At 68.8% G+C, this 16,191-nt stretch carries 17 protein-coding genes; all 17 read right to left on the bottom strand.

Annotated elements, in window-relative coordinates; genetic code table 11:
• Position 1: 1 nt before the first annotated feature.
• A complete protein-coding gene (gene hypF / locus NF4_RS10385) occupies positions 2-2,272 on the bottom strand; it encodes a carbamoyltransferase HypF (protein ID WP_084533021.1) in 2,271 nt (756 codons plus the stop codon).
• On the bottom strand, positions 2,269-2,511 hold the full coding sequence (locus NF4_RS10380) for a HypC/HybG/HupF family hydrogenase formation chaperone (protein WP_063127074.1): 243 nt from the start codon (positions 2,509-2,511) through the stop codon (positions 2,269-2,271). The genes hypF and NF4_RS10380 overlap by 4 nt, the downstream gene beginning before the upstream one ends.
• 2 nt (positions 2,512-2,513) lie before the next feature.
• Positions 2,514-3,032: a hydrogenase maturation protease gene (locus NF4_RS10375; protein WP_063127073.1), complete on the bottom strand. Its 519-nt coding sequence runs from the start codon at positions 3,030-3,032 to the stop codon at positions 2,514-2,516.
• Positions 2,992-3,309: a hypothetical protein gene (locus tag NF4_RS10370; protein WP_063127072.1), complete on the bottom strand. Its 318-nt coding sequence runs from the start codon at positions 3,307-3,309 to the stop codon at positions 2,992-2,994. The genes NF4_RS10375 and NF4_RS10370 overlap by 41 nt, the downstream gene beginning before the upstream one ends.
• A gap of 21 nt (positions 3,310-3,330) precedes the next feature.
• Complete coding sequence (locus NF4_RS40255) at positions 3,331-3,450, bottom strand: DUF6893 family small protein (RefSeq protein WP_396940061.1); 120 nt, start codon at positions 3,448-3,450, stop codon at positions 3,331-3,333.
• A 13-nt stretch (positions 3,451-3,463) separates the two neighbouring features.
• Positions 3,464-4,789, bottom strand: coding sequence for a hypothetical protein (locus NF4_RS10365; RefSeq protein ID WP_063127071.1), 1,326 nt, complete (start codon positions 4,787-4,789; stop codon positions 3,464-3,466).
• The gene (locus tag NF4_RS10360; RefSeq protein ID WP_063127070.1) at positions 4,786-5,433 is read right to left on the bottom strand and encodes a DUF6084 family protein; all 648 of its coding nucleotides are present in this window, start codon (positions 5,431-5,433) and stop codon (positions 4,786-4,788) included. The genes NF4_RS10365 and NF4_RS10360 overlap by 4 nt, the downstream gene beginning before the upstream one ends.
• Complete coding sequence (locus tag NF4_RS10355) at positions 5,430-6,059, bottom strand: DUF5947 family protein (RefSeq protein ID WP_063127069.1); 630 nt, start codon at positions 6,057-6,059, stop codon at positions 5,430-5,432. Before NF4_RS10355 ends, NF4_RS10360 begins: the two co-directional genes overlap by 4 nt.
• Positions 6,056-6,970: a NifU family protein gene (locus tag NF4_RS10350; protein WP_063127068.1), complete on the bottom strand. Its 915-nt coding sequence runs from the start codon at positions 6,968-6,970 to the stop codon at positions 6,056-6,058. The genes NF4_RS10355 and NF4_RS10350 overlap by 4 nt, the downstream gene beginning before the upstream one ends.
• A gap of 27 nt (positions 6,971-6,997) precedes the next feature.
• A complete protein-coding gene (locus tag NF4_RS10345) occupies positions 6,998-8,794 on the bottom strand; it encodes a nickel-dependent hydrogenase large subunit (RefSeq protein ID WP_063127067.1) in 1,797 nt (598 codons plus the stop codon).
• A 13-nt stretch (positions 8,795-8,807) separates the two neighbouring features.
• Positions 8,808-9,863: an NADH-quinone oxidoreductase subunit B family protein gene (locus NF4_RS10340; RefSeq protein WP_063127066.1), complete on the bottom strand. Its 1,056-nt coding sequence runs from the start codon at positions 9,861-9,863 to the stop codon at positions 8,808-8,810.
• An 81-nt stretch (positions 9,864-9,944) separates the two neighbouring features.
• Positions 9,945-10,820 (bottom strand): hydrogenase nickel incorporation protein HypB, encoded by an 876-nt coding sequence (gene hypB, locus NF4_RS10335; RefSeq protein ID WP_063127065.1) that lies wholly within the window; start codon positions 10,818-10,820, stop codon positions 9,945-9,947.
• The gene (gene hypA / locus NF4_RS10330) at positions 10,784-11,155 is read right to left on the bottom strand and encodes a hydrogenase maturation nickel metallochaperone HypA (RefSeq protein ID WP_063127064.1); all 372 of its coding nucleotides are present in this window, start codon (positions 11,153-11,155) and stop codon (positions 10,784-10,786) included. The genes hypB and hypA overlap by 37 nt, the downstream gene beginning before the upstream one ends.
• Positions 11,156-11,532: 377 nt before the next feature.
• Positions 11,533-12,717, bottom strand: a complete 1,185-nt coding sequence (fahA, locus tag NF4_RS10325) for a fumarylacetoacetase (RefSeq protein WP_063127063.1) — start codon at positions 12,715-12,717, stop codon at positions 11,533-11,535.
• Complete coding sequence (locus NF4_RS10320; RefSeq protein ID WP_063127062.1) at positions 12,714-13,577, bottom strand: hypothetical protein; 864 nt, start codon at positions 13,575-13,577, stop codon at positions 12,714-12,716. The genes fahA and NF4_RS10320 overlap by 4 nt, the downstream gene beginning before the upstream one ends.
• Positions 13,574-14,770, bottom strand: coding sequence for a homogentisate 1,2-dioxygenase (locus NF4_RS10315; RefSeq protein ID WP_063127061.1), 1,197 nt, complete (start codon positions 14,768-14,770; stop codon positions 13,574-13,576). The genes NF4_RS10320 and NF4_RS10315 overlap by 4 nt, the downstream gene beginning before the upstream one ends.
• A gap of 94 nt (positions 14,771-14,864) precedes the next feature.
• Positions 14,865-16,181 carry an MFS transporter gene (locus tag NF4_RS10310; protein WP_063127365.1) on the bottom strand — a complete coding sequence of 439 codons (1,317 nt, stop codon included), beginning with the start codon at positions 16,179-16,181 and terminating at the stop codon, positions 14,865-14,867.
• Positions 16,182-16,191 lie beyond the last annotated feature (10 nt).

The raw sequence follows: 16,191 nt of genomic DNA, 5'->3' as shown, positions 1-16,191 counted from the left end.
CTCAGCCCGCGGCGACCGCGAGCACCTGACCGAATGCGAGGCCGCCGTCGTTGGGGGGCAGCCGGTGGTGGGTGAGCACGGTGAAACCGTGTGCCCGCAGCAGCCGCCGGGTGGCCGACAGCAGCAGCGCGTTCTGGAACACACCGCCCGAGAGTGCGACGGTCGTGGCCGGACCCGGGTGGGCCAGGGCCGTCTCCAGCACCAGCCGCGCGAGCGCGGCATGGAAACGGGCACCGATCACCGCGGCCGGTACCGCGTTCGCGGTATCGGCGATCACCGCCGCGAGCACCGGGGCGGGATCGATCGATACCGGGTCACGGGCGGCATCGATCGCGAACCGATACTCGACACCGCCCGTATCGCCGCACCGGGACACTCCTTCGAGTTCGATGGCCGCTTGCGCCTCGTAGTCCACGGTGTGGCGGACCCCGGCCAGCGAGGCCACCGCGTCGAACAGCCGGCCCATACTCGAGGTCGGTACACATCCCAGGCCGGTCTCGAACTGGTGGGCGAGCACCGCGCGTTCGGCCGCCGGGCAGGCGTTGACCGAGGCGATCGCGGGCCGCCAGTCGATACCCGCCGCCCACAGATGCGCCAGCGCCATCCGGTACGGCCGGTGCACGCTCGTATCGCCACCGGCCAGCGGCACATATTTCAGATGCGCCAGCCGGCGGTAGCCCTTGTACCCGGCGGCCAGGAACTCCCCGCCCCAGACCGCTCCGTCGGGGCCGAACCCGGTTCCGTCGAACGCGACTCCCAGCACGGTGTCGGACGGGCCGAGGCCGTGCTCCCCCATCACCGCGGCGATATGCGCGTGATGGTGCTGCACGGTGCGTACCGGGCGGTCGCCGGCGGCGCGGCGCGCCCACTCCGTGGAGCGGTAGCCCGGGTGGGTGTCGGCGACGAGCTGGGTGGGGCACACACCGGTCAGTTCCCGGAGATGCCGTTCGGTGGCGTCGAAGGCCCGCAGCGTCGCCAGATCGTCCATATCGCCGACGTGCTGGCTCAACCAGGCGTATCGGCCGTCGGCTACCGCGCAGACGTTCTTCAGATCGGCGCCCACCGCGAGCGTCGGCGCCACCGGCACGGGCAGCGCGAGGGGCAGCGGCGCGTATCCGCGCGACCGGCGCACCGGTGTTTCGGCACCGTCGACGACGCGCACCACCGAATCGTCGCAGGGCACCAGAATCCGGCGGTCGTGCCACAGCCATCCGTCGGCCAGCCCGGCGAGGCGGTCCCGGGCGTCCGCGTCCTGGTAGCAGATCGGTTCGCTGCTGCGGTTACCGGAAGTCATCACCAGCACATCGGGGCCGTCCGGATCGCCGGGCAGACCGAAGAGCAGGATATGCAGCGGGGTATAGGCCAGCAGCACACCGAGATCCGGGTTGCCCGGCGCGACGGATCCGGCGACCGGCCGGGCACCGCGCGGGAGCAGCACGATGGGGCGCTGCGGCCCGGTCAGCAGCGCCGCGGGGACACCGTCGAGCCCGGCTATCCCACGGGCGACCGCGAGATCCGGCGCCATGACCGCGAACGGTTTTCCGCCGCGGCGTTTCCGGCGGCGCAGCTCGGCCACCGCGGTCTCGTTCGTGGCGTCGCAGGCCAGGTGATAACCACCGACGCCCTTCACCGCGAGGATGCCGCCCGCGCGCAGCAGCGCCCGGGCGGCGGCCAGCGGTTCCCCACCGCCCGGCCCGGCGTAGTACAGGCGGGGGCCGCACTCCGGGCAGGCGATGGGCTGGGCGTGGAAACGGCGATCGGCGGGATCGTGGTATTCCCGGGCGCAGCGCGCGCACATCGGGAAATCGGCCATCGAGGTCCGCGCCCGGTCGTAGGGCAGGGACGCGATGATGGTGAATCGCGGACCGCAGTTGGTGCAGTTGACGAAGGGGTGCCGGTAGCGGCGGTCGGCGGGATCGCGCAGTTCCGCGGCACAGGCGGCGCAGATCGCGATATCGGGTGAGGCGAGCGTACGGCCGCCGCCCGCGGTGGTGTCGGCGATCCGGAATCCGGTACCCCCGCGGACCGGCAGCTCCCGGCACTCGATCGATTCCACCACGGCCAGCGGCGGCGGGGCGGTCCGTAGGCGGCGTTCGAACTCCGCGAGGTCGGCGGGGGTCCCCTCGGTTTCGATGAACACCCCGCTGCTGTCGTTGGACACCCGGCCGCTCAGCGACAACTCCGCCGCGGTGGTGTAGACGAACGGCCGGAATCCGACACCCTGGACCACGCCGCGCACCACGAACCGGCGCCGCGCCCGGTCCGCGGTCACGGCTGCTCACCCCGGCCCAGGAGACGCAACCCCGCCATCGCCTCGGCCGCGCCGGCCGCGTCGGTCTTCTCGACCGCGAAGCCCATATGGATGACCACCCAGTCACCGGGCCGCGCCGGATCGTCCTCGAGCAGGCCGATGTTCACCCGCCGCTGTTCACCGGCTACGTCCACCACGGCGATCTGGTGGTGGTAGCCGTCGGGGACCGCGACGACCCGGCCGGGGATACCGAGGCACATGGTCACGCCTCCTGATGTGGGCGGAGCAATTCGGTGACGACGCGACCCACGGTCGCCACGGCGGTGTCCACCGCGTCACCGACGGGGGTGGACAGCCCGAGCCGCTCGTCCACCGATTCGACCTGGCATCCGACGACCACGGTCGGGGGCACGGTGCCGCCCAGCGCCCGGACACCGGCGAACACCGCCGCCGGATCCATCGCGTGGGCGTCCAGCGCGGCGGTCTCAGCACGGTCCGGTTCGGCCCGTACCACCTCGATCCGTCCCGGCGTGCCGTGATTCGGGACCGCGTCGACCAGTACCAGCGCCTGCCAGGGGCCGAGCAGGTCATAGGCCAGGTGCATACCGCGGATGCCGTAGTCCACCACCCGCACACCGGCTGCCGGGCGCTCCGGCATCCGCCGCACCACCTCGGGTCCGAAACCGTCGTCGCCGAGGAAGATATTGCCGATCCCGGCGATCAGCACGGTATCCGTCGGCTCAGCCCCTTCCGTCGGTCGGCGTCGTCGCCCCGCCGACATCCTGGTCGTCGACCTTCCCGGTCGCCGTCTCCCCTGGTTCGTTCGCCGTCGCTTTGCGCTCCTCGTAGGGCGGAACGGCCGGTTCGCTGTCGGAGGGCGGTTCCGAGGTGAACTCCTCCTCCCGCTCGGCGTCCTCGCCGTGCGCGGAGGTCGTCTCCTCGTGACCGATATCGCCCGGCTCGCGTTCAGTAGGTCCGCCTGCCACGGTGTCGGCACCGGTGTCGCGCGAGCCCGGCTCGCCGCGTACCTGCTGTGGTTCTTCTCTCGGGTCCTGCATCGTGCCTCCTTCGGAGCGCCCCTACATATGCCGGATCTTCAGATATCTCCGGAGGTCGGGTACCGATCGCACACCCAGGTAGATACCTGCTGCCGCCAGTACCGCCACCACCGCTGTCGAGACAATTCCCACCGTCTGCATCACGTACTTCCTTTCACTTCTCGGGATCGTCGAGCGGCTCCAGTTCGTCGGGCGCGAAATAGAGGTACCGGCCGAACCATTCGTGCAGTTCGGCCGCGGGGTCGTCGTCCAGTACGACCCCGACGTGCGATTCCCCGTCCACGTCCTGGTGCACCGAGACGACCCGGGCGGGCGCACCGTCGACGAACAGATCCTGGGCGTCGGCTCGCCGGGACGGGTGCAGCCGGACCCGGCTGCCCCGGCGCACCAGCACACCCGCCACCGGTACCGCGTCGCGGTCCGGACGGACGGCACCATCGGCCACCGGGTCCCACCAATCGATCCCCTCCGGAACCTCGGGTACCGGGTGGGGCCGGTCGTGACCCGGTTCGCGCAGCACCCCGTGCAGCTGCCGCATCGCTTCCGGCGATACGGCCTCGCAGCGGTCGATGATCTCGGCCGCGCGCGGGTCGGTCGCCCGGGCCTGCGCCTTCTCCGCGTCGGTCATCGTCATCACCCGCAGCGTGAGGATCTCGTCGATCTCGGTGGAATCGAACAGCTCCCCCGTGCTCTGCGCGGCGATTTCGGGGTGGTCGTAGAGGATGATCGGCGAGATCAGCAGCAGGCTGTTATCACCGGGCGGGCCGGCGAGCACCGGGAAGCACCGGTGCGACGCGCAGCGTCCGACCGCCGGCGCGGCCGCCGCCGGTGGATCCAGTGCGGAGACGAACTGTCCGCCGCTGAGCTGCCCGAGGACGTGCGCGCCGATCAGCGAACGGGCGAGCGCGTCCTGGGTGCCGGTGGCGGGGGCGCCCACATTGCGGACCTCCGCCGTGAGCCGCAGGAACCCGCCGTCACGCTCGACGGAGAGCGCGAATTCACCGGCGAGCGGTTGCCGGGTCCGCACCAGGGTCCCGGCCACCCGGCCCACGGCATCGGCGATCTCTTCGGTATCGACGCCCGCGGGGACGGTCAGCGGACGCACGAGTGATTCCGCGGCCATCGGGCCGATGACGATCTCCTGAGGGACGGCCTCGTCCCAGGAAAGCCATGAGCGCGCGCCGACGGAGAGTTCGGCGCGCGGCCGGCCGTCGCCGCCCAGCACCTGCCGCCGCTGGAGCTGGAGGAACCGGACAGTCCATGTCAGCACCGGATCCTTAGCCGGGTCGAGCAGGAACCCGGCCGACAGTGACGACTCCTCGCCGAATCCGGCCGCGGCCGCCCCCGGCGGGCCCAGCACGCCGAACTGCCAGCGCGCCATATTCTTCCGCGTGGTCGCCCGGTAGGGATAGAGCAGATAGCCCTCGTAGAGCACCGCGTCGGCGACGGCGCGGGCCCGGGCCAGCGGTTCGGCGGTCACGGCAGCTCCTTCGCGTGCGCCAGCAGCCGGGTCACCGCGTCGTCGAAACCGAGCAGACCGTGGCCGGATTTGTAGGCGGCCAGCTCGTCGAGGGTGTCCCGGTGCAGGCGGACCCAGCCGGTATTGGGGAAATGCGCGGCCATCAGCTCCTGCCACACCGACACCGGCATATCGAAGGTGTCCTCGCGGTCCCACGGAATCTGCTGGATCGCGAAGCCACCGCTGCCCTTGATGAACACCGTGCCGCTGAACAGGAAGAGCAACGGCACCGAGCCGTCGCGCAGGGCGTGCAGGTATTTCGATCCGGTCACTTCGAAGTCGTAGGTACACGGCATCGGCATATCCACCTCGGCGCCGCCGGAGAACCCGGGCACCATGGTGGCGCAGTGCATCCAGAGGAAGGACCGCTGGGTATCCCGCCAGCGTTCGCGCGCCCCGAACAGGTCGGTCAGTCCGGCGCCCTCTTCGTCGGAGTACCGGCGGCGCGACGGCTGGATCCGTACCTGCGCGCGCAGGGCGATCGCGTGGACGGGTTCGTCCGCGAGCGAGGCGATGCCGACCCGGGCGGACAGGATCGGCGCGACGGAGTAGGGCTGCGGCCCGACCTCCAGGACCGCGAACGTCGTCGAGTGCACGGGACTCATACCGCACCCCGGGCCCGGGCCGAGACCTCCGCGAAGAACTCGTCCAGATAGTCGCGCACATCCTGACCACCGTCGAAACCGCGCCACAGCAGCCGCATCCGGCCGACGAATTCGTAGCACGCGTCGATCGGCAGGAGCAGACAGCTCGCCCGGTCGATATCGTTGTCGGGAACGCGGATCAGCAGGGCTTCGACATCGGCGGCGAGGACATCGAGTTCCGGGTGCCGCCGCAGGATCGTATTCCACCGGTCCAGCGGCAGTTCCGATTCGGTCGCGCCGGCGGGGCCGGGATAGAAGGCCACGGTCCGGTCTTCCACGGAGTTGCGGAAGAAGAAGGCCAGCCCCACCGGTATCTCCAGCGCGTCCCACTCCGCCGGGTCGATCGTGAATCCCGGGAAGGCGAGGTACCGCGCGGGCACCGCCCGGTACCGCAGTGCGGCCTGCTGGTCCACGAACAGCAGATAGCACCCGCGGCAGACACACATCAGCTGCCGGCCCTCGATATCCACGACGTGCTGGTGTTCGGCGGCGATCGGCTCGGCGCACATCTCGCAGCGCTCGCCCACCCGCGGCGCGGGCGGGCGTTCGGCGGTGATCCGCCGGAGCACTCGCGATGGCGTATTCACCCGGCCACCCCCACCGGCACGGCCACCGACAGCTCACCGGACCGTACGAGGACCGGGAGCGGTTCGAGATGACCGTCGCCGTCGAGACGCGCACCGGCCCGGACGACATCGAAATGCGCGCGACAGGTCGGACAGCGCAGGACCGCGTCACCGACCGGGTATCCGGCCCGCCGGTGCAGCGCGGCCCCCGCGAGCGAATGCCCGCAGGCCGGGCAGTGGTCTCGGTAGGCGAACAGTTGCTCACCCACCCGGCAGGCGAGCACCGGGACACCGGAGACCGAGAACCCGCCCACCTCACCGGAAACGAGTTCGGCGAGTTCGGGGGCCGCCACCCAGCTGCCCGCCGCATTGTCGCCGGAGCGCACCCGGGAGAACAGCGAGTCGGCCGAGATCAGCCCCGCCGGTTCCGGTTGCGCGGCCACGGCTTCGATGGCCTCGATCTCCGGAGCGGCGGCACGCACCGCGTCTTCCACGGCCAGTTCCAAGGTCACCGACGAGGACGGGCAGCTGCGGCAACTGCCGGTCAGCTCCAGGCGGACCACGCCGTCGACGATGCCGATCAGGGTGACATCACCGCCGTGCGAACCCAGGTACGGTCGCACGCTGTCGAGCGCGGTCCGTACCCTGGCCTCCACATCGTGCGGGTGCAGCCCGTGCACGAGCAGCAGGCTCGCGACCAGATCGTCGCGGGCCAGGAGTTCGACCGTCCCCGCGTCCAGCAGCTCGACCACGCGGGTCAATCCCGCGCCGTACAACCCGGCCACCTCGCGCACCAGCTCCTCGGCCCGCTCACGAGCGACAGCGCCGCCGGCCGAACTGGCCTCCAGCAGCGTCTCGATCCGGTCGCCCGCCGCACGCCAGCGCTGCCCGTCGGGTGCTGTGCCGTCCCGTTCGCGCGGGGATGCGTCCACCTCACCCTCCCGTCGCCGGTACCGGACTCACTCCGGTGTGGCCGTCTGCGTCGGTGAATGCAGTTTCCGCAGGCTCTGCCCCTTACCGAGGTACATGTGCACACCACACGGCAGGCAGGGATCGAAACTGCGGACGGTGCGCATGATGTCGATGCCCTTGAAGTGCTCGCGGTCGTTCTCCTCGAAGATCGGCTGGCCCTGCACCGCGTCCTCGTACGGACCCGGCGTGCCGTAGCTGTCGCGCGGACTGGCGTTCCACGGGGTGGGCGGATACGGGTGGTAGTTCGCGATCTTCCCGTCCCGGATCACCATGTGATGCGACAGCACACCGCGCACCGCCTCGGTGAAACCGCACCCGATGCCCTCCTCGGGCACCTCGAACTCCTGCCAGGTCTTGGTGTGCCCGGCCCGTATCTCCGCGAGCGCCTTCTCCGCGAAGTGCAGCGCGCAGGCCGCGGCATACGCCTGGAAGTAGGTGCGGGCGCGGTCGCGTTCGATGGTGTTGCTGCCGTGCGCGGGGATCTTCCATTCCAGCGTGACCGGGCCCGCGAGCGCGGTTTTGGGCAGGTTGATCTGCACGCTGTGTCCGGTGGACTTCACGTATCCGATATCGACCAGCTCGGCCAGCGCCGTCGCCCACAGCCGCGCCAGCGGCCCGCCGCCGGTGTCCAGGGCGAGGTGTTCGCTGCCGTCGAACCAGCGCGGCGACATGACCCAGCTGTACTTGTCCTCCAGGTCGCGTTTCTGTGGCCGGGGATTGGTGTGCTGGTTCCAGGGGTGGCGCCGGTCCACCGGATTGCCGAGCGGATCGGTGGCCACGAACGTCTCCTGGTCGGTCCAGTCCTCGTAGTAGGAACTGCCCAGCAGGATCCGCAGGCCCAGATTGATATCGACCAGGGAGGTCGTGACCAGTTTGCCGTCGACCACCACGCCCGGGGTGACGAACATCTTGCGACCCCAGTCCTCCATGTCCGCGTAGGAGAAGTTGCAGAACTCGGGATCCTGGAACGACCCCCAGCAGCCCAGCAGGGTGCGCCGCAGCCCTACCTTGTCGTAGCCGGGTATCGCGTCGTAGAAGAAGTCGAACAGATCGTCGTGCATCGGCACGACCTTCTTCATGAACTCGACGTAGCGCATCAGCCTGGTCATGTAGTCGGTCATCAGCTGGACCGTCGCCACGGTGCCCACACCGCCCGGGTACAGGGTCGACGGGTGCACATGCCGGCCCTCCATCAGGCAGAACATCTCGCGGGTGTACCGGCTCACCTGCAGGGCTTCCCGATAGAACTCCCCGGTGAACGGGTTCAGCGCGCGCATGATGTCGGCGATCGTGCGGTAGCCGTGTGCCTGCGCGTGCGGGGCCTCGGTCCGCTCGGCCACCGCGAGCACGCCGGGATTGGTCTCGGCGACCATCTTCTCGCAGAAATCCACCCCGACCAGGTTCTCCTGGAAGATGTTGTGGTCGAACATGTACTCGGCCGCCTCACCGAGGTCGACGATCCACTCGCCCAGATGTGGCGGCTGCACGCCGTAGGCCATGTTCTGGCAGTAGCAGGAGCAGGTCGCGTGGTTGTCACCGCAGATCCCGCAGATACGGCTGGTGATGAAATGGGCGTCGCGCGGGTCCTTACCGCGCATGAACACCGAGTAGCCGCGGAAGATCGACGAGGTGCTGTGGCACTCCACGACTTCACTGTTGTCGAAATCGATTTTTGTGTAGATCCCGAGACTGCCGACGATGCGGGTGATCGGATCCCACGCCATCTCGACGAGGCTGTCCGGTTCGATCGTCCGATGTGACGGCTCGGGGATGATCTGTGTCATCGCCGGATCCCTCCTACCAGGTTCGGGTCGCGCCGGTCTCGAGCTCTTCGCCCCGGTGCCGCCAGCGTGGCTCTTTGTCGACGGTACGACCGGTGATGTGACGGAGGCTGCGGACCACCGATCCATAGAGGCCCGAGGCGGCGGAGGAGATCTTCCCGCCGGGCGGTTCGTCCATGAACGGCATGAATTTGTCGGGGAAGCCGGGCATGGTGCATCCGATGCAGATACCGCCGACGTTCGGGCAGCCACCCACGCCGTTGATCCACCCGCGCTTCGGCACATTGCACTTGACCACCGGACCCCAGCACCCCAGTTTCACGATGCATTTCGGGGAGCCGTACTCGGTGGCGAAATCGCCCTCCTCGTAGTAGCCCGCGCGGTCGCAGCCCTCGTGCACGGTCGCGCCGAACAGCCACTTGGGGCGCAGTGCCTCGTCGAGCGGGATCATCGGGGCCTGACCGGTGGCCGTGTAGAGCAGATAGGTGAGCGTCTCCGACAGATTGTCCGGGTGGATGGGGCAACCGGGCACGCAGACGATCGGGATTCCGGCCTTGCTCTTCCAGTCCCAGCCGAGATAGTCGGGCACACCCATGGCACCGGTCGGATTACCGGCCATCGCGTGGATACCGCCATAGGTCGCGCAGGTACCGGCCGCCACGATGGCCGTGGCCTTCGGGGCGAGGCGGTCCAGCCATTCGCTGGTCGTCAGGGGCTGGCCGGTGGCGGGATCGTTGCCGAATCCGCACCAATACCCCTCCTCGTGCAATTGTTCGTTCGGTATTGACCCCTCCACGACCAGCACGAACGGGTCGATTTCGCCACGGTCTGCCCGGAAGAACCATTCGAGGAAATCGTCGGCACCGCCATTGGGACCGCACTCGAAATCGATGAGCGGCCAATGCACCGCGACTTTCGGGAGACCGGGGAGGGCGCCGAGGGCGATTTCCTCGACACTGGGCTGGGTGGCGGCGGTCAACGCCACCGAATCGCCGTCGCAACTGAGACCGGCGTTGATCCAGAGCACATGGATCAAGGTCTCTTCGGCTCGGACCGCTTCCTGAGTTGGCATACGCTGCCACCTTCCGGAGTCGAAGCGGGGACTGGCCGTTCCGGCTCATAGACCACGGATTGTGACTCTGATCACAACAGTCTAGATGGGGTGTCCGACACCCTCAAGACTCGGCGCGGCCGCCCGGCGCTGCTCCGCCAGCCATTCATACCAGCGGTCGAGTCCCGCCCCGGTGGTCGCCGAGACCGGGAGGATCTCGAGGCCGGGGTTCACCGTATGCGCGTACCCGGTGCAGGCGGCGAGGTCGAAATCGACATACGGCAGCAGATCGATCTTGTTCACCAGCACCAGACCGGCCGCCGCGAACATATGCGGATACTTCAGGGGTTTGTCGGTCCCCTCGGTCACCGAGATCAGTACGACCTTCCCGGCCTCACCGAGGTCGAACAGCGCCGGGCAGACGAGATTGCCGACGTTCTCGATGAAGAGCACGGTGCCGGAGGCCGGATCCAGCGCGTGCAGTGCCCGGCGCGTCATCTCGGCGTCCAGATGGCAACCGGCTCCCGTGTTGACCTGGACCGCCCGGGCTCCGGTCGCGGCGATCCGCTCGGCATCGCGCACAGTTTCCTGGTCCCCCTCGATCACCGCGATCGGGGTACCGGGCAGCGCGCGGATCGTCCGCTCGAGCAGCGTGGTCTTGCCCGCACCCGGAGAGCTGGTCATGTTCAATGCCAGGATGCCGCGCTCGCGCAGCCACTCGCGGTTGTGCTGGGCGAGGTGGTCGTTCTTCGCGAGCACTTTCTGCTCGAGCGATACCGTCTCGGTCGCCGGCGGGTGGGTATGGGGCGGCCCACCGTCGTGTGCGTGCTCATGGCTGTCGTGTGCGTGCTCGTTGCCGGGACCGTGCGAATGCGGCGGACCGTCCCGGCCGTGTTCGGGTCCGGGATCGGCCGGTCCGTCGTGTCCGACCGTGATCACGCCTACCGTGTCGTTTCCACATCCGCAGGTTGCGCACATTCTCGGCTCACTTCCATCGAGCGGATCCGCAGCTCCCGGCCCGCCCCTATCGCCACATCCGCGCTTCCGCACGCGTCGCAGAGAATGAGCAGGTCGGTGACGGTGAAGTCCGCACCGCAGTCGCGGCAGTGCGCCGCACCCGGTACGCACCGGATATCCAGACTGGCGCCGTCCGCGACGGTGCCCTCGGCGGCGATATCGAACGCGAATCGCAGCGCATCGGGTACCACGGCGGTCAGCACACCGACATCGACGGTCACGCGATACACCGCACGCCCCGCCGCGTGGTCGCACACGGCGTCGACAACACTTTGCGCAATCGCGAGTTCGTGCATGATGCTCTCGACTCGTCGAGGGATAACTGGATGCTACTCCCGCCGCATCCCCCGAGGTCACCCCGCGGCCGGCCCGATCATCGCGACCAACAACGTCTACAGACCCGACGACTCGATGCTCATCTCACACGAGGTGGATCACCGGCGTCCGAGCCGAGCCGGTGATCGAGTATCGAATTCAGCCGCGCTGTCGCCCCGCAACAGCGTCGACAGGGCGGACGGCCACCGGCCCAGCGAGTGCCCGGTCTGGCAGCACCGCCGCTACCGCCACCCGGCGGCCCGGACCGAAGACCGCTACCGCGCGCTCCCCGGTCCGGCGTCGAGGAGATCGACGGCCAGCTCGGTGCCGGTCGCCGCCCGCACCTGCTCCTTCGCGCTCATCGGTGCGCCTGCGTGGCGGGCAGGATCCGGGCACGCACCTCACCGAAACCGATCCGGGCGCCCCCGGGGCCGGGGGCGGTGGCCGTGATGGCGATCTCGTCGCCGTCCTCGAGGAAGGTCCGGGTCTCCCCGTTGACCTCCACCGGTTCGGCCCCGCCCCAGGTGAGTTCGATGAAGGCGCCGCGCTGATCTTTGCGGGCGCCGGAAATGGTTCCGGAGGCGAACAGGTCACCGGTACGCGCCGCGGCGCCGTTGATCGTGGTGTGGGCGAGCATCTGCGCGGGCGACCAGTACATCTGGGCATAGGGCGGCCGGGAGACCGGTTGCCCATTCCATTCGACGGCGAGGTCGATGTCCAGCCCCCATTTCTCCGCACCGCGCAGATACGGCAGTGGCTCGGGGTCCTGGACCGGGGTGTCGATCCGCGCCGCTTCCAGCGCGGCCAGCGGCACCACCCACGGCGAGATCGAGGTCGCGAAACTCTTACCGAGGAACGGACCCAGCGGTACGTACTCCCAGGCCTGGATATCGCGGGCGGACCAGTCGTTGACCACCACCGCGCCGAAGACGTGCTCGGCGAATTCGTCCGGCGTGATCACGGTGCCCGGCGCGGACGGCACCCCGACGACGAAACCCAGTTCGGCCTCGATATCCAGCCGCCGGGACGGTCCGAAGCTCGGTACCGCCTCGGTGGGCGATTTGCGCTGCCCGCAGGGACGGACGATATTGGTGCCGGATACGAGCACAGTGCTCGACCGGCCGTGGTAGCCGACCGGGAGGTGTTTCCAGTTCGGCATCAGGGGCGCCGAATCGGGCCGGAACAGCCTGCCCAGATTGGTGGCGTGCTGTTCGGAGGCGTAGAAGTCCACGTAGTCGGCGACTTCGATGGGCAGATGCAGCGTCACGTCGGCGAGCGGATGCACGGCGTCCGCGGGCACCTCACCCCGGACCAGTTCGGTGATCCGGGTACGGGCGGCGGCCCACTGCCGGGGGCCGAGAGCCATGAAATCGTTGAGCGACGGACGCGCGAACACCTCGTCCCCCAGCGCGACGGCCAGATCGACGACGGTGTCCGCGACCCGGACACCGACACGCGGCGCGGTGCCGGGGGTGGAGAAGACGCCATAGGGCAGGTTGTCGAGCCCGAAGGGGGAATCGGCGGGGATATCGATGACGGTCATGATGCCGAGCTTTCGGAGACGGGCCGCAGGACGGCCGGAAGCAGGTTCAGATCCACCAGTTCGGTGAGGGGGTCGCTGATACTGCAGGTTCCGAACGAGCGGAAGGCGCCCCGCACGGCTTTCTCCTCGGCTTCCGACAGCGCGGCCAGCTCGGCGGCGACCCCGGCGCCGTTCCGGTTCGCCAACACTGCCTCGAGCGCACCGGTATCGGCACCGGCGAGAGCCAGGTGGGTCGCGAGCAGCAGATTGAGGAAGCCGTGTTGTTCGAACCCGGTGGTGGGATCGGTATTGCGGACGGCATGATGCAACCCGGCGGTCGCCTTGAACGGGACCCCGGCGGCGACGGCCGACCGCAATGCCATCGCCAGTTCCCGCTCGTCGGGATACGCCGCGGCGACGATGCCGCCGGTGCGGAACTTCGCCGCGTAGGGCGAGCCGGCGAGCCGCTCCAGGACGGCCGCTCGCCGCTCGTCCCGCGGCACCTCGACGTACACCTCGAGACCCGCCGTCCGGCCGGCGATCGAGTCCAGCGTCGCGAAGAACTCCACCACGGATTCCCGCGCCGGTACGGCGATCTCGAGACCGGTCACGATCAGCCCGTCCAGCACGGCTGCCCGCTCCAGAGCCGGAACCACAGTCCCCGGACCCGCCGGGGCGGTGAACACCACGGTCAGCGAGCCGGGTGACCGCGCCGCCAGTTCGGCGAGCCGCGGAACGGGGAAGATCAGCGGTCCGACGAGTGCCGCGAACTCGCTGTCCCGATAGCGTGCGTGCGCGGTCAGCGCGGCGGGCAGCGGCGCGTTGCCGGGTGGGAAGAGGGCCGCGTCGTCACACAGCCCCCGCAGGAGAGCGGGGATCATGCGCTCGCCTCCCCCAGCCACGACCATGCGTACTCGGGGTCCTCGCACGCGAGCGCGCCCTCGCCCAGTTCCAACGGGGCGAAGGTGTCGACCATGACCGCGGTCTCCTCGACGGATTCCAGGCCGAGCGAACGTTCCATACCACCGGGCTGCGGCCCGTGCGCGTGCCCGCCCGGATGCACCGACACCGATCCGAGACCGATACCGGAACCCTTGCGCGCCTCGTAGTTCCCGCCGCAGTAGAACATGACCTCATCGGAGTCGACATTGGAGTGGTAGTACGGCACCGGGACGGCCAGCGGATGGTAGTCGACCTTGCGCGGGACGAAATTACACACCACGAATCCGGTGCCCTCGAACACCTGGTGCACCGGCGGCGGCTGATGGACACGGCCGGTGATCGGCTCGAAATCGTCGATATTGAACGTGTACGGGTACAGGCAGCCGTCCCAGCCGACCACGTCGAACGGGTGTCGCGGGTACACCATGCGGGTGCCGACGATGCCACGGGAGGTGCGGTGTTTGACCAGTACCTCCACCTCGGCCCCCTCGGCGAGCAGGACGTCGCGGGGGCCGTGCAGGTCGCGCTCGCAGTAGGGCGCATTCTCCAGCAGCTGTCCGAATCTGGAGAGGTAACGCTTGGGCGGCACGATATGGCTGCTCGACTCGATGGCGTACGCGCGCAGCGGTTCGTCGCCCTGCGGAATCCAGCGGTGGGTGGTGGAGGTCGGGATCACGACATAATCGCCCCGCCGGGCCGCGAGGGCGCCGAACACCGTTTCCACCCGCGCCGCGCCGGATTCGAGGTAGACGATCTCGTCGCCGAGGGCGTTGCGGTACAGCGGCGACTCCTTCGCCGCGACCACATAGGAGATCCGCACATCGGAATTGCCGAGCAGCAATCGGCGACCGGTGACCACATCGGTCTCCGCCCAGGTTCCGGCCGGGAAGAGCGTGTGCAATTTCAGGTGCCGCGGTGTCAGCGGATGGTTGGGCGTGGTCGTCTGGTCGGGGACCTCCCACACGTCGGCGCCGGAGATCGCCGACGGGATCCCACGGTGATAGAGCAGCGACGAATCCGAGGAGAAACCCTCCTCCCCCATCAGCTCCTCGTAGTAGAGCCGGCCGCTGTCGTCGCGGTGCCGGGTGTGGCGTTTCGGCGGAACGTTGCCGAGTTGGCGGTAGTACGCCATGACCTGCCTCCTCGTGGAAACGGATATGGATCGGGAAAGGTGGGCGCACGGTGCCGCCGCGGGTGGCCTCGGTCGCCCCGCGGCGGCGACGCGCTCAGTCCACCCGCAGTTCGATGCCCTTGGTCTCCTCGACGAAGAAGACCGTGCCCAGCGTGAGCAGCGCGCAGAACACGAAGTAGCCCGCGGGCGCCAGCGAATTGCCGGTCACGTCGATGAGCCAGGTCGCGATGAACGGTGCGGTGCCGCCGAGCAGCATGTTGGTGATGTTGTTGCCCAGCGCCAGACCGCTGTAGCGGACCGAGGCCTTCAGCATCTCCACGTAGGTCACATACGAGGCACCGTTGACGACCGAGACGCAGATGAAGAGCACCGACTGGCCGACCACCGCCTGCCAGGCGCCCGCCCCGGCCATCAGCACGAACATCGGGACGCCGAGCACGGCCGCGGCGACGCTGCCCCACAGCAGTACCGGTTTGCGGCCGTAGGTGTCGGCGAGGTAGCCCGCGATCGGCAGGGTGATCACGCCCAGGACCAGTGCCAGCGAGGTGGACAGGAACGCCAGCGTCGAGGAATGACCACCCGCGGTCTGCAGGTAGGTCGCCGCGTACACCGAGGCGATGTAGTAACCACCGGTGATGAGCGCACCCAGGAAGACGATCTTGACCACGGCGCCACCGGAAGTGCGCAGCAGTTCCATCACCGGCAGTTTCTTCGTCTCACCCTTTTCGGCGAGTTCCTCGAACTGCGGGGTGTCCTCCATATGGTTGCGGATCCAGATGCCGACGACACCGATGACCACGCTGAGCAGGAACGGAATACGCCACGCCCACGACAGAATTGTCTCTTCGGAGAAGATCGAGGTCAGGGCGAGCGCGACCAGCGAGGCGACGAGGGACCCGAGATAAGTGCCCGAGTTGACCATCGAGGTCTGGGTCGCGCGCCAGCGCCGCGGCGCCGATTCGGAAACGAAGGCGTTGGCACCGCCGAGTTCACCGCCGGCGGCGAAACCCTGCAGACACCTGGCCAGCACCAGAGCCGCGGTGGCCCAGACGCCCAGCGTGACGTAGGTCGGCATCAAGCCCATCAGTACCGTGGCGACCACCATCAGCAGGATGGTCCACGACAGCGCGCTCTTGCGGCCGTACCGGTCCCCGATATGGCCGAAGAAGATCCCGCCGGGCACCCGCAGGAAGAACGCCACCGCGAACGCGGCGAAGGTGCCCAGCAGCGCGGCCGTTTCGTTCTCCGAGACGAAGAACAGGGTGGCGACCACGGTCGCCATGTACCCGTAGATACCGAAGTCGTAGTACTCGACGACGGTACCGACGATGGCCGCGCGGACCACCTTCACCGAGGACTGGCCTTCGGAGCCACCGGCGGCCGAATCGGAGCGGTGCGCTTCTTCGGGCATCAGCTCGTTT

Source organism: Nocardia fusca NBRC 14340 (assembly GCF_001618425.1).
GTDB classification, from domain to species: domain Bacteria; phylum Actinomycetota; class Actinomycetes; order Mycobacteriales; family Mycobacteriaceae; genus Nocardia; species Nocardia fusca.
This window is presented reverse-complemented; position numbering and strand designations above follow the sequence as displayed.